We start from the raw sequence: 14306 nt of genomic DNA, 5'->3' as shown, positions 1-14306 counted from the left end.
ATTTTCACTTTTGAAATGTTAAAATTATAACGGTCATTCATTAGAACAAATAGAATACTATGGAAGAAAACGGTACTGCTTTAGACATCAGAGCAATTAATGAAAAAATAGAAAGAGAAAGTGCTTTTATCGACTTACTGACCTTGGAAATGAACAAGGTCATCATGGGTCAAAAACACATGGTAGAACGATTGTTAATTGGACTTTTAGGACAAGGGCATATCCTTTTGGAAGGTGTTCCGGGTTTAGCAAAAACCTTAGCTATAAATACCTTGTCACAAGCCGTTCAAGGAAGCTTCAGTCGTATTCAGTTTACTCCTGATTTATTGCCTGCCGATGTAGTCGGAACCATGATTTACAACATTAAAGCCAATGAGTTTTCGATTAAAAAAGGGCCCATCTTTGCTAATTTCGTGTTAGCCGATGAGATTAACCGTGCCCCGGCCAAAGTACAATCGGCTTTACTGGAGGCGATGCAGGAAAAACAAGTTACCATTGGTGATACAACATTCAAATTAGACAAACCGTTTCTGGTTTTAGCCACACAAAATCCAATTGAACAAGAAGGAACTTACCCATTACCGGAAGCTCAAGTAGACCGTTTCATGTTGAAAACGGTAATTGATTATCCAAAAATTGATGAGGAACGCATGGTAATTCGTCAAAACTTGAGAGGAGCCTACGAAAAAGTAAATCCTGTTGTTAGCATCGACCAAATTCTTCGCGCTCAAGAAGCCGTTCGTGAAGTTTATATGGATGAAAAAATCGAAAAATACATTCTGGATATCATCTTCGCGACACGTTATCCTGAGAAATATAAATTAGAAAGTTTAAAACCACTTATCGGTTTCGGAGCTTCGCCTCGTGGAAGTATCAATTTGGCCAATGCCGCTAAATGTTATGCCTTTATCAAACGTCGCGGGTATGTAATTCCGGAAGACGTTCGTGCTGTAGTACATGACGTATTACGTCACAGAATCGGAGTTACTTATGAAGCGGAAGCCGAAAACATCACTTCGGTTGACATCATCAACAAAATCGTAAACGAAATTGAAGTTCCTTAGTAGAAACCGTTAACTGTTTGCGAAATGGAAACCAAAGACTTACTCAAAAAAGTTCGTAAAATTGAAATCAAAACCCGAAGATTGAGTGATCATATCTTCTCGGGCGAATACCACACGTCGTTCAAAGGTCGTGGTATGACGTTTTCGGAAGTGCGACAATATCAGTTTGGTGACGACATTCGTGCCATCGACTGGAATGTGACCGCACGCTACAACGAACCTTATGTCAAAGTTTTTGAAGAAGAACGCGAACTGACCATGATGTTAATGGTGGACATTTCGGGTTCGGAAAGTTTTGGTACCAAAAACCAACTTAAAAGTGAAATCGTTACCGAAATTGCTGCAACTATGGCCTTTTCGGCGACACAAAACAACGACAAAATCGGACTGATTTTATTCTCCGACCAAATCGAATTATACATTCCGCCCAAAAAAGGAAAATCACACGTTTTGCGTATCATTCGTGAACTGATTGAATTCCAACCGAAAAGCAAAAAAACCGACTTGTCTCAAGCCTTGAAATTCTTATCGGGAACACAAAAAAAGAAAGCGATAGTATTTGTTATTTCTGATTTTATGGTTGACGACGATTACGAGAAAACCTTAAAGATTGCCGGAAAAAAACACGATATTACCGGAGTTAGAGTTTACGATATCCGCGAAGAAAAAATGCCTAACATAGGAATGGTAGAAATGGAAGATGCCGAAACCGGAGAAATTTTAGCCGTAAATACAGGCTCTAAAAAAACGCGATTGAGCTACGAAAAACAATACCAAGACAAAGTGAATTACTTCAAAGATATCTTTTCAAAATGCGGTTCAGGAACCGTGAATACTCGCGTGGATGAAAGTTATGTTACCAAATTATTGGGTTATTTTAAATCGAGATAAAGAACATGAAAAATACATTTGCCCTTTTTTATGCTTGCTCTCGATGTCACTTTTCGCTCAACCGAAAAAAGTAACAACCACTGTTAATGTTACCAAAAACAAAATCGGAGCTGAATTCAAGTTGACCTTAAAAACCGACGTTGATACATTATCCAAAGTAAAATTCCCGGAAGCCAAAAACTTCGGAGCTTTGGAGGTGATTCAATCCTATAAAATTGACACGATTAAAAACGGTGCGCGGTATGAATTAATCAAAAAATACGGTTTAACGCAATTTGATTCCGGGAAATATACCATTCCGAGAATTCCCGTTATGATTAACGGTAAACTTTCTTTTTCCGACAGCATTAAGGTTGAAGTCAACGACGTAAAAGTCGACACGCTGAAACAAAAAATGTACGACATCAAAGACATTGCTCAAGTAGAAAGCCCAATTGGTTTATGGTGGATTTATATTTTGATTGTATTAGCCATTGCTGTTGCCGGATTTTTATTTACAAATTCATCAAAAAAAGACAAACCGGCGAAAAGCCAGAAGCGATTGTCTTCAAAACTCCGATTGAAAAAGCCACTACTTTGCTACAGCAATTAGAACGAAAAGAACTTTGGCAAAAAGGAGAAATCAAAAACTACTATTCAGAACTAACCGATATTGCCCGAAATTATATCGAAGAGGAAATTCACATTCCGGCCATGGAAAGTACCACTTCGGAACTGATTGAAGGGTTGCGAAAAGCCGCCAAACAACAAAAGTTGAAACTCTCTAATGAAACGGTGGCCAACCTGGAAAAAGTATTAATGCAGGCCGATTTGGTAAAATTTGCCAAAGTAAAACCATTGGATTTTGAAATTGAAGAAGACAAAAAACGCATCTCTAATTCTATCGTAACCATTCACAAATCTATCCCTGAAATTGTAGAAGAAAATGACGAATTGACTCTTTGGAACGAGCAACAAAAAGAATTAGCACGCTTACAGAAACTAAAAAACAGAAACGCGTTCGTATCATTACCACCATCGGAATTGTAATGGGAATGCTCCTTTTGTTTGTTTTGGGACTGATCTATTTTAAAGGATTTGATTATGTCAAAGATAATTTCCTGGGCCATCCGACGAAAGAATTGGTTGAAGGAGAATGGGTGTTCAGCGAATACGGCAATCCGGGCGTAAAAATAGAAACACCAAAGGTTCTGAAAAGAATGGATGTTTCCAATGCCATTCCAAAAGAGGCTAAAGCAATGATTAAAAGCATGAACATGTTTGCTTACGGAAGCATGATTGATGATTTTTATATAACAGTGACAACCACAAAATTCACAAAAGCCATTCAATCCGATTTAGACAAAGCAGTTGAAGGCTCTTTGAAGACTTTGGAAGGACGTGGCGCACAAAATGTCATTGTAAAGACTGAAGAATTTGATACACAAAAAGGAATTTCCGGAAAGAAAGCATATGGAACTTTCTCTTTTGTGGACAAGGCATCCCAAACCTCTCAAAAAATATATTATGAAATGTTGGTTTTTGGTCAGGAAGATGGATTACAGCAAATAATCCTAATGCACCGCGAAGGCGATAAATATGGCGAACAACTATTTGAAAGAATTTTAAATTCAGTCGAATTACAAACACCGGGACAACCATGAAAGAAGTAAGTTTTTTAAATCCTGAGTTTTTCTGGTTGTTTTTACTACTTCCGGTTGCCATCATATGGTACATCTGGAAAAGAAAACAGCAATCGGCTACGTTAAAAATCAGTTCGGTTAAAGGCTTCAAAGCGCAAACATCATTACTTGCCAAATTGAAACCGTTCTTGTTTGTGTTGCGATTATTGGCTTTGAGTTCTTTGATTGTAGCAATGGCACGCCCAAGAAAAGTGGATATCAGTAGCCAAACTAAATCTACGAAAGGAATCGACATTGTAATGGCTATAGACGTTTCGGGGAGTATGTTGGCCAAAGATTTAAAACCCAATCGAATGGAAGCTTTGAAAAAAGTAGCCGAAAATTTTGTAGAAGGAAGACCAAATGACCGAATAGGATTGGTAGTTTATGCTGCCGAAGCCTATACCAAAACACCGGTTACCAGTGACAAAGCCATTATTCAGGAAGCTATTCAAAGCATAAAATACGATAACGTTTTGCAAGACGGAACCGGAATTGGGATGGGATTAACCACCGCTGTCAACCGTTTAAAAGAAAGCAAAGCCAAAAGTAAAGTCATTATTTTAATGACCGACGGTGTCAACAACGCCGGGTTTATCGAACCGGAAACGGCTTCGCAAATTGCTAAAGAATACGGAATCAAAGTATATACCATAGGAATTGGCACCAATGGCGATGCGCTTTTCCCTTATGCTTATGCTCCGGGTGGCGGCTTTTTGTTCAAAATGATGCCGGTAGAAATTGATGTAAGTTTATTGCAGTCCATTGCCAAGAATACCGGTGGAAAATATTTCCGTGCCAACAGTAACAGTAAACTGCAAGCAATTTATGATGAAATCAACAAACTGGAAACGACCGAAATTCAGGAATTAAAGTTCTATGATTATGACGAAAAATACCGCCCGTTTGTTTGGATTGCCGGGATTTTGGTTTTAATTGAATTTGGTTTACGCAACACGGTTTATAGAAGTTTTATATAAATAATATAGGAATTAAGAATTATGCAACGAGCAATTCATAATTCATAATTCACAATTCACAATTGAATATGTACGAGTTAGAAGAAAAATGGTATTTGTATCTCCTGTTCGTTATCCCGGCGATGACGCTGCTTTTCTTGTATATTCAATTCTGGAAAAGAAAAAAGCAACGTGAATTCGGTGATTTAGATTTGCTGAAAAAGCTAAGTCCTGAAAAATCTGTTTTTAAACCGATTCTGAAATTAATCGTTATTCTTTTGGCACTGACCGGCTTGATTATTGGGTTAGTTAATCCAAAAATCGGAACGAAAATCGAAACCGTAAAACGCGAGGGCATTGATATTGTTTTTGCTATTGACGTTTCCAAAAGTATGTTGGCTGAAGACGTAGCGCCAAGCCGATTAGAAAAAAGCAAACAGCTGGTGTCCCAGATCATTAACAATTTGGGCAGCGATCGTATCGGAATCATTGCGTATTCCGGAAGCGCTTTTCCGGTCTTGCCGATTACTACGGATTACAGCGTGGCTAAAATGTTTTTACAAGGCATGAATCCGGGCATTATTTCGGCACAAGGAACCTCTATTGACCAAGCCATCAATTTGGCCACAACCTTTATCGACAAAAAGGATAAAACCAACAAACTGCTGATCATCATTACCGATGGAGAAGACCACTCTAACGAAGCCGTTGCTGCTGCGGAAGAAGCGAAAAAACTAGGTTTGAAAATTATCACCGTGGGTGTCGGCACCGAAAAAGGAGGTCCAATTCCGCTCAAACGAAACGGAGTCGTTGAAAGTTTTAAAAGAGATCAAAACGATGAAGTAGTCATTACCAAAAGAGATTCGGAAGCGTTGAAAAATATTGCCAAAGCTACCGGCGGCGGTTATGTGGATGGCAATTCTACTAAAGCCGTGTTGGATTATGTAAAAAATGCGTTGGATAATATTCAGAAAACTGAATTCGAAAGCACCCAAATGGCCGATTTCAAATCGCAGTTTCAATGGTTTTTAGGTTTTGGTTTTTTCTTGTTGCTTTTAGATATTTTCCTATTGGAAAAAAAGACGAAATGGGTGAAAAAGATGAATTTATTTAATGAAAAAGAATAAATGAAAAAGTTGTTTTTATATAGTTTGGTACTGATTTCTTTTTTGGCGAAAGCTCAGAAAAAAGAAAAGGACACCGATTTGCCCAAAGGAAACGATGCTTTTGTCGAAAAAAAATACAGCGATGCCGAAGCCGAATACCGAATTTCGGAATCTAAAAACCCTAAAAAATCGATTGCTTCTTATAATTTAGGGAATTCTATTTACCGTCAAAACCAACCGAGCGAAGCCAAATACCATTACGGCAAAGCCTTAAAAAACGCTAAAACCCGTGAAGAAAAACACGAAGCCTTGCACAATATCGGGAATACTTTAATGAAAGAGAAAGAGTATGCAGGAGCCGTAGAAGCCTATAAAAACGCTTTACGCAATAATCCGGCAGATGAAGAAACACGTTACAATTACGCATTGGCCAAAAAAATGCTGAAAGACAATCCGCCAAAGAAAGACGACAAGAAGGATAAGGATAAAAATAAAGACAAAAAGGACGATAAGAAAGATCAAAAAGATAAAGACAAGGATAAAAATAAAGACCAAAATAAAGATCAGAAAGACAAAGATAAAGACGGCAAAAACGATAAAGACAAGCAGGACAAGAAAGACCAGAACGGAAACAAACCGCAACAACAACCGGGTGGGGTTTCTAAACAACGAATAGATAATTTACTGGATGCTGTAAACAATGAAGAGAAAAAAGTACAGGATAAAGTAAACAAGCAAAAAGTACAAACTAGTCCTAAAAAAGTGGAGAAAGATTGGTAATTGATTTGAAAATGATATAATTGAAGATTTGAAAATGAAACGGATACTAATTTTACTGTTTTTAATGACGCATTCACTTTGGGCTCAAGTACAATTTGACGCCAAAGTGAGTAAGAATTCTTTAGGCATAAACGAAAGACTGCGCATCGAGTTTACCATGAATGCTGACGGGGATAATTTTCAGCCACCAAATTTTGAGGCTTGTGGCTTCAGAGTTGTGGGCGGTCCAAGCCAGTCCGTAAGCCAATCTTGGATTAACGGGAGAAGTTCATTTAACAAGTCCTACATCTACATTTTATTGCCAACACAAAAAGGCGCCTTGACAATTAAACAAGCTTCCATTGACATCAACGGTCAGATTTATAAAACATCGCCTATCAGGGTTAATGTAACTAATGCTGTTGAACTGCCCAGAGATCCAAACGAAATGCCAGCCATCAAAGCCGATGACAACCTGTATCTGATTGCCGATATTTCGAAAACCAATCCGTACCTCAACGAACCCATAACGGTAGTTTACAAACTATATTTCAGCTACAACATCGGAATTACCAATTGGAAAGAATTGAACAAACCCAAATACAATGATTTCTGGAGCCAAAACATTGATATCAAAGAATTAAAAGCTGAAGACGGTATGTTCAAAGGAGAGCGTTATCGTTATGTAGTGTTGCGAAAAACCGTATTATATCCAACAAAATCAGGAAAACTGGAAATCGAACCGTTATCGCTTGATATTGATTGCCAAGTACCAACCAACCGAAGAAATTTTTGGGGACAAGCTTTAATGACCGAAGACAGCAAACGTGTTTCGGCCGGCAGCAAAATCATCAATGTAAAACCATTACCGGAACACGGCAAACCGACAGACTTTAGCGGTGCTGTGGGTCGTTTTGATTTTAAAGTCAAACCTTCTAAAACCACTTTGAAAAGCGGAGAATCTTTAGATTTAAATATCAGTGTCATCGGTAGTGGAAATCTAAAACTGTTTACCTTACCCAAACCGGTATTGCCATCCGCTTTAGAAATGTATGATCCGGTGCATGATGAAAATGTATCGACACCACTTACCGGAATGACCGGAAGAATTTCGGATAAATACACCATCATTCCGCAATACAAAGGCAATTATCAAATCAAACCGTTGCGATTTACCTATTTCGATTTAAGTTCCAATAGCTACAAAACCATCAGCTCAGAACCCATAACCATCAATGTATTAGATGGCCCGAGTGCTGCCGGTGCCGCTCCGACTAATCCAAATGATGTGGCAAAAGCTAAAGTAGAAATGACGAAAACCTTTGCCTATAACAAACAGAAAACCACACTGCAACCTATGGAAAAAGATGATTTCTTGGGTTCAGGATTATTCTATTCTTTAGTGATGTTACCGTTTTTAGCCATTCCGTTGTTGATTGTGGGTAAACGAAGAAAAGAAGCCTCCGACAATGATGTGGTTGGTAACAAAATCAAAAAATCAAATGCTTTGGCCAAGAAATATTTATTCGAAGCCAAGAAACATTTAGGAAATAAAGAACCGTTTTATATTGCTTTGGAAAAAGCCATGCACAATTTCCTGAAAGCCAAATTACACATCGAAACTTCGGAAATGAGTAAAGAAAAAATCAGCGAGATTCTGCACACCAAAAATGCACAATCCGCTACCGTTAGTGCTTTTATTCAATTAACCGAAAACTGTGAACTGGCGCGTTATGCCATGGCATCGGAAACAGCCATACAGCAAGATTATGAAAAAGCAGTGGAGATTATTTCTGAATTAGAAAAACAACTTAAATAATGAGAATCATGAAGAAGATACTTTTTTTATTGTTGTTCCTTTCGCAAATAACATGGGCGCAAAAAGCTTTTGAACAAGGCAATCAATACTACCAAAAAGAAAATTATGAAGCGGCAATTTCCAGCTTTGAAAGTATTATAAACAGCGGAAAACAATCGGCTGAGGTGTATTTTAATTTGGGCAATTGTTACTATAAGTTACACAAAGTAGCGCCGGCAATTTACAATTATGAGAAAGCGTTATTATTAAATCCAAATGATACCGAAATCAAAACCAACTTAGATTTTGCCCGAAAAATGGCCATTGACGACATCAAAGTCATTCCGAAAGTGGTTTTCAATAAATTGCTTTCTGATTTTACTTCGAGATATTATTATGACACTTGGGCTTGGATTGCCGTGGGGTTTGCCTTCATGGTTTTACTGTTTTTCATTGGTTATTATTTCTCGCAGCAAACCGTTTTAAAACGCTTTTTCTTTTTTGGCCTATTCCTTTGGATATTGGGAATCTGCTTAAGTACTGCCTCAGGATTCTATGAAAAAAGCCGCATGGACAATGAAAAACCGGCTATTGTTTTTGCCGAAACAACTTCCGTAAAAAGTGAACCGAAAGCCTCAAGCTCAGATGCATTTGTAGTACACGAAGGAACAAAAGTCTACATCTTGGAAAGTATCGCCAATTGGAAAAAAGTCGAACTCACCGACGAAACCACCGGCTGGATTGAAGATAGCGCCATTAAGGAGATTAAATAGTGCTTGGTGTTCAGTAATTAATGTGCAGTGCGTATCTTTGCCAACCTAATTCTGATTTTGGAGTAAATCCTTATTCCTAAATCGCAATTCCTAAATTCAAACATGTCAAGAGACGAACAATTAAAAAACCGCTGGGACCAAGTAGTGCAACTCCTATCCAATCAATTTGCTGAAGGAGATTTGCTCGACTTAGATGCCATTATATATCTAATCGGAGTGCAGGAACTCGGCAAAGTTCATCAAACCTTCAAAAAGGATGAAAAACTCAATCTGATGCACATTGCCATTTGCCGTTTATTGGAACCTTATGGTTACTACGAATTCGATTTTGTAGATAAAGAAGGCTGGCCTCATTACAAAGTCAAAGAGGAATTACCACCGCTAAAAGCCGGAGAACAATCCGTTTTAATGAAAGAAGCCATCGTAAATTATTTCATCGAAAGAGAAGTAATTGATTAATTTAAAATTTAACAACAGTTGGCTGTTAACCGCAAACTTTAAACAAAAAGACTTAAATTTGCGCCTTTACTAAATGACCGATGATAGACAAGATTAAAGAATATATTGCCGAAGCCGATGCGTTTCAAACCGACAATAAAGAAACCTTAGAGCAATTCCGAATCAAGTATTTAGGAAGCAAAGGCTTGCTGAAAGATTTATTTGCCGAATTCAAAAACGTGCCCAACGACCAAAAAAAGGAATTTGGACAAGTTATCAATACCCTGAAAACCACTTGCGAAGACAAAGTAAAAACCATACAGGAAGCTTTAGAAAGTAAAGTAGAAAGTATTGGCGTTTACGGCGACTTATCGCGTCCGTCAGAGCCACTAACTATCGGTTCACGTCATCCTATTTCATTAGTAAAAAACCAAATCATCGATATTTTCTCCACCATCGGATTCAACGTTTCCGAAGGTCCCGAAATAGAAGACGATTGGCACAATTTTACCGCGTTGAACTTACCGGAATACCATCCGGCACGTGACATGCAGGACACGTTTTTCATCCAAACCAATCCGGATGTGCTATTGCGCACACACACCTCATCGGTACAAGTGCGTTATATGGAAAACAACAAACCGCCTATCCGTACCATTTCACCGGGAAGAGTTTTCCGTAACGAAGCGGTTTCGTCGCGTTCGCACTGTATTTTCCATCAAGTAGAAGGTTTGTACATTGATAAAGAAGTTTCGTTTGCCGACTTAAAGCAAACACTTTTATATTTCACCAAAGAAATGTTCGGAAAATCAAAAATCCGTTTACGCCCAAGTTATTTCCCGTTTACTGAGCCAAGTGCCGAAGTAGATATTTACTGGGGTTTAAAAACCGAAACCGATTACCGCATCACCAAAGGAACCGGTTGGTTAGAAATCATGGGTTGCGGAATGGTAGACCCGAATGTTTTGAAAAACTGTGGCATCAACCCTGAAGAATATAATGGTTTTGCCTTCGGAATGGGTATTGAGCGTATTGCCATGTTGCTATACCAAATCGGCGATATCCGTATGTTCTACGAAAACGACGTGCGTTTCTTGGAGCAATTCAAATCGAGTATATAAAAATTTAGGAGCGAAATGGCTTGCGCATTTTGGTAAGCCTTGTTCCCGCTTTTCATTACAATCTCTGCGAGGATTTCCATTACAATCGGGGCTATGAAAGGAAGCCATAGCATTCTTGAAATCTAATAATTTAAAATGAAATCAGACATCACCATCCCAAAAGTAGAAAACGTATTCCTGGCCGCCGTTCAAGAATGGAACGACGATTTTATGGAAAAGGTTTGGTACGTCTATCTGGTTAACGATTCTGACTTCGATTTAGACAGCGTAATGGTCGTTTCTAAAGCTTTTGGCACCATTGATGGGGAAATGAAAAAAACGTCGCTCCTGCGCCACGCATTCATGCAGGTACCGGCGGTTTCTGTTGTCAAAATAGAAATGGTAGAAAAAAGCGTACTGCAACTCAACAACGAGTTCATGGTGACTTACTTTATCGGCAACACTTTGTACGACAAAAAATTTACCTTCCGCAAAAACATGATCAACGAACACGCCACCGAAGAAGTGCCGATTTTGTTTGTAAACGGAGTTATCGTTCGGTAATTAATCTAATTTTTCGGTTAGTTTCTTAAATACTTTCTTAGCTTCTTTGCCTTCATACAAAATCTCATACACCGCATCAATGATAGGCGTTTTGGCTTTGTATTCCTGATTTAATTTATAAGCACTTTTTACTGCATAATAACCCTCGGCCACCATACTCATTTCCATCATAGCGGCTTGTACCGTATACCCTTTTCCAATCATATTCCCAAACATACGATTACGGGAAAAAACAGAATATCCGGTTACCAATAAATCGCCCAAATACGCCGAGTTATTAATATTCCGTTTCATCTTATGAACTTTGCGGATAAACTTCTTCATCTCGCGAATAGCATTACTCATAATCACCGATTGGAAGTTATCTCCATAACCCAACCCGTGAGCAATTCCGGCCGCAATAGCATAAATATTTTTCAACATGGCAGCATATTCGGTACCGATGATGTCATCTGAGATTTTCGTTTTGATATAATTTCCGGACAACACTTTCGCTACTGTTCCTGCTTTTTCCGAATCTCCACAGGCAATCGTTAAATAGGAAAGACGCTCTAACGCTACTTCTTCTGCATGACACGGACCGGTAATTACACCAATATTGTTATAAGGAATATCAAATTCTCTATGGAAATGCTCTCCAACAATTAGGAATGTTTCAGGTACAATTCCTTTTATGGCAGAAAAAATTACTTTGCCTTTCAAACTCACGGTTAACTTCTCCAATTCAGCACTCAAAAACGCCGATGGAATAGCAAAAATGATATAATCAGCATAAGCAATTGCTTCGTTGATATCACTGGTAAGTTTTAATTTATTAGTATCAAACTCAACGGAACTTAAGTAATTAGGATTGTGTTTATGTGTTTTTAAGTGCTCAATAGCCGATTCATTACGCATGTACCAAGCAATTTCGGGAAGATTAACACAAAGCATTTTTGCAATGGCTGTGGCCCAACTTCCGCCACCAATCACTGCAAATTTAGGAGATTCATTCATGAATATAATTATTTATATCATCCAAAAATACTCATTTTAGCAGATATGAGTCGCTTTTTAAAACAATAAAATAAATTCTGGCATAAATTTTGAAACGAACTAAAAAGAAAATTTTGGGTTAGATTACTTTTGTTGCGATAAAACCGTTTGAGAAAACTTCTTGAGCGGTTTTATTTTTTATAAAAGTTATTGTGATCAACATATTCCCATACATGGTGAGGCAATAACGGCCTGATGTTCTTCTTGTTTTTGATATTTTCCCGAATGAAGGTCGAAGAGATTTCCACTATAGGCGCCTCAACAAGATGAACCCGCGGATGATCTTTGAATTCAAGGTTTTCCACTTCATCAGAAACTCTTGGATAACAGTAAATATCGTGATTTTGTAAAATGTAATCGTAATTTTTCCACTTGTGAAAAGACTTCAAATTGTCTTCTCCCATAATCAACGAAAAGTCATGCTGTGGGTATTTTTCGAGCAAATGGGCCAACGTATTTACGGTGTAATTGGGCTGTGGCAACTTAAACTCCACATCAGAAGGCTTTATTTTCAAATATTCTTCTGTAGCCAATCTTACCAAATGCAACCGTTGATAATCATCCAACAAGGTGTTTTTTTGTTTCAACGGATTGTGCGGCGTTACCACCATCCAAATTTGCTCTAAATCGGTATGCTCGGCCAAATGATTGGCAATAATCAAATGCCCCACGTGTATAGGGTTAAAGGTGCCAAAATACAATCCGATTTTCATCTTATTTTATAAATTCTTTCACCAATTCGTAGGCTTCAGCTTTGGCAACATCTAAATCGTAATTCTTGATAATCTTGTCAAATTGTGGCGCTGTGGCCAATTCAACGTGGGCTTTAGCAATACGCATATTGATTTTATCATCGGTTTCGGTAGAACGCTCTTTTAATCTTCGCTTTAGTTCGTCAACACTGGGTGGCTTCACAAAAACAGCTAAGGTTTCTTCCGGAAATTTATGTTTAATTCGCAAACCGCCGGCCACATCAATGTCAAAAATAACATTCTTCCCTTTAGCCCAAATGCGCTCTACTTCACTCTTCAACGTCCCGTAAAAATTATCGCGGTATACTTCTTCCCATTCAATGAAATCTTCCGCCTTAATGTGCTTTTTGAATTCCTCAATAGAAATAAAGTAGTAATCTTTACCGTCTACTTCTTCTCCGCGTGGTTCGCGAGTAGCTGCCGATATAGAGAACTCTAAATTCAATTCGGGTTGCGCTAATAAATGCCTTACTATGGTGGTTTTCCCCGATCCGGATGGCGCCGAGAATACTAATAATCTTCCTTTGTTCATTGTGTTTACAATACGTTTAAAACCTGCTCTTTAATTTTCTCCAATTCGTCCTTCATCATCACCACCAATTTTTGCATTTCAGAATGGTTCGATTTAGAGCCCATAGTGTTGATTTCTCTTCCCATTTCCTGAGTAATAAAACCCAGTTTCCTTCCGTTGGCTTCAGTCCCGGCCAAAGTTTCGATAAAGTAATTTAAATGGTTTTCCAAGCGTACTTTTTCTTCGGTGATATCGTATTTCTCAAGATAAAAAATCAATTCCTGCTCAAAACGGTTTTCATCTACATTGGCTTTTAATTCTTCCAACGCTGTTCTCAATCGGGTTTTAACAGTTTCTACACGTTCCGCATCATAAGCCACGGCATTATTCATCAAAGTCATGATATTAGCAATGCGATGTAAAAATTCCTTCTCTAAAGAAACGCCTTCATCTTTGCGGAATTGCACCATGTTCTCCAAAGCTTCATCAATCACGGTCTGGATTTTCTTCCATTCGTTTTCATCAATTTCATCGCGCTCGGTTTTCAAAGCATCCGGCATTCTCACCGCCATTTTCATCAATTCGGTTTCATCGGCATCAGCAATCACAGCTTTCATTTGGTTGATATACCCTTTTACAATCGGTACATTAATTTTGGACGAAGTTTCCTCACCAGTTACCTCAACATACAACGAAAAATCAATCTTTCCGCGCTCCAAGCGTTGCGAAAGCTGGTTGCGCAATCCCAATTCCATTTCCCTGAAAACAGAAGGCATACGCGTGTTTAAATCCAACCCTTTGCTGTTGAGCGACTTGATTTCTACTGTAATTTTTTTGGTCGGTAATTGCAAAGTAGCTTTCCCAAAACCGGTCATCGATTGTATCATGCTTTTAT

General features: G+C 38.3%; 17 protein-coding genes. 13 read left to right on the top strand and 4 right to left on the bottom strand.

The features are described 5' to 3' along the window. Positions 1–59: 59 nt before the first annotated feature. The 13 genes from GUU89_RS04950 to GUU89_RS04900 all read left to right on the top strand — a co-directional run bounded on the left by GUU89_RS04950 (position 60) and on the right by GUU89_RS04900 (position 11113). Positions 60–1064 carry an AAA family ATPase gene (locus tag GUU89_RS04950; protein ID WP_162126886.1) on the top strand — a complete coding sequence of 335 codons (1005 nt, stop codon included), beginning with the start codon at positions 60–62 and terminating at the stop codon, positions 1062–1064. Positions 1065–1088: 24 nt separating this feature from the next. Further along, positions 1089–1955, top strand: coding sequence for a DUF58 domain-containing protein (locus GUU89_RS04945; protein WP_162126885.1), 867 nt, complete (start codon positions 1089–1091; stop codon positions 1953–1955). Then, entirely contained in the window at positions 1909–2547 is a 639-nt protein-coding gene (locus GUU89_RS14975) for a BatD family protein (protein ID WP_235921984.1), read from the top strand. The genes GUU89_RS04945 and GUU89_RS14975 overlap by 47 nt, the downstream gene beginning before the upstream one ends. Further along, positions 2532–2984 carry a hypothetical protein gene (locus tag GUU89_RS14970; protein WP_235921983.1) on the top strand — a complete coding sequence of 151 codons (453 nt, stop codon included), beginning with the start codon at positions 2532–2534 and terminating at the stop codon, positions 2982–2984. Before GUU89_RS14975 ends, GUU89_RS14970 begins: the two co-directional genes overlap by 16 nt. Continuing rightward, a complete protein-coding gene (locus GUU89_RS14965; protein WP_235921982.1) occupies positions 2897–3598 on the top strand; it encodes a hypothetical protein in 702 nt (233 codons plus the stop codon). Before GUU89_RS14970 ends, GUU89_RS14965 begins: the two co-directional genes overlap by 88 nt. Then, entirely contained in the window at positions 3595–4596 is a 1002-nt protein-coding gene (locus GUU89_RS04935; RefSeq protein WP_162126884.1) for a vWA domain-containing protein, read from the top strand. Before GUU89_RS14965 ends, GUU89_RS04935 begins: the two co-directional genes overlap by 4 nt. Positions 4597–4664: 68 nt before the next feature. Beyond that, on the top strand, positions 4665–5702 hold the full coding sequence (locus GUU89_RS04930) for a vWA domain-containing protein (protein ID WP_162126883.1): 1038 nt from the start codon (positions 4665–4667) through the stop codon (positions 5700–5702). Next, positions 5703–6461, top strand: a complete 759-nt coding sequence (locus GUU89_RS04925) for a tetratricopeptide repeat protein (RefSeq protein ID WP_162126882.1) — start codon at positions 5703–5705, stop codon at positions 6459–6461. Between the two features lie 34 nt (positions 6462–6495). Next, the gene (locus tag GUU89_RS04920) at positions 6496–8259 is read left to right on the top strand and encodes a BatD family protein (RefSeq protein ID WP_162126881.1); all 1764 of its coding nucleotides are present in this window, start codon (positions 6496–6498) and stop codon (positions 8257–8259) included. Between the two features lie 8 nt (positions 8260–8267). Then, complete coding sequence (locus GUU89_RS04915) at positions 8268–9011, top strand: tetratricopeptide repeat protein (RefSeq protein ID WP_162126880.1); 744 nt, start codon at positions 8268–8270, stop codon at positions 9009–9011. A 102-nt stretch (positions 9012–9113) separates the two neighbouring features. Continuing rightward, the gene (locus tag GUU89_RS04910) at positions 9114–9470 is read left to right on the top strand and encodes a hypothetical protein (protein ID WP_162126879.1); all 357 of its coding nucleotides are present in this window, start codon (positions 9114–9116) and stop codon (positions 9468–9470) included. A gap of 80 nt (positions 9471–9550) precedes the next feature. Continuing rightward, a complete protein-coding gene (locus GUU89_RS04905) occupies positions 9551–10570 on the top strand; it encodes a phenylalanine--tRNA ligase subunit alpha (RefSeq protein ID WP_162126878.1) in 1020 nt (339 codons plus the stop codon). A gap of 135 nt (positions 10571–10705) precedes the next feature. Continuing rightward, positions 10706–11113 (top strand): hypothetical protein, encoded by a 408-nt coding sequence (locus GUU89_RS04900; RefSeq protein WP_162126877.1) that lies wholly within the window; start codon positions 10706–10708, stop codon positions 11111–11113. Here the strand turns inward: GUU89_RS04900 and GUU89_RS04895 are convergent, their stop codons facing one another. The 4 genes from GUU89_RS04895 to GUU89_RS04880 form a co-directional block, all read right to left on the bottom strand. Next, positions 11114–12109 (bottom strand): NAD(P)H-dependent glycerol-3-phosphate dehydrogenase, encoded by a 996-nt coding sequence (locus GUU89_RS04895; RefSeq protein WP_162126876.1) that lies wholly within the window; start codon positions 12107–12109, stop codon positions 11114–11116. A 170-nt stretch (positions 12110–12279) separates the two neighbouring features. Further along, positions 12280–12861, bottom strand: a complete 582-nt coding sequence (gene nadD, locus GUU89_RS04890; RefSeq protein WP_162126875.1) for a nicotinate (nicotinamide) nucleotide adenylyltransferase — start codon at positions 12859–12861, stop codon at positions 12280–12282. Position 12862: 1 nt separating this feature from the next. Further along, the gene (gene gmk / locus GUU89_RS04885) at positions 12863–13432 is read right to left on the bottom strand and encodes a guanylate kinase (RefSeq protein ID WP_162126874.1); all 570 of its coding nucleotides are present in this window, start codon (positions 13430–13432) and stop codon (positions 12863–12865) included. Between the two features lie 5 nt (positions 13433–13437). Beyond that, on the bottom strand, positions 13438–14298 hold the full coding sequence (locus GUU89_RS04880) for a YicC/YloC family endoribonuclease (RefSeq protein ID WP_162126873.1): 861 nt from the start codon (positions 14296–14298) through the stop codon (positions 13438–13440). Positions 14299–14306 lie beyond the last annotated feature (8 nt).

It is taken from the genome of Flavobacterium phycosphaerae (genome assembly GCF_010119235.1).
GTDB lineage: Bacteria > Bacteroidota > Bacteroidia > Flavobacteriales > Flavobacteriaceae > Flavobacterium > Flavobacterium phycosphaerae.
Note: the sequence above shows the minus strand (reverse complement) of the source record. Positions and strands in the feature narration are given on the sequence as shown.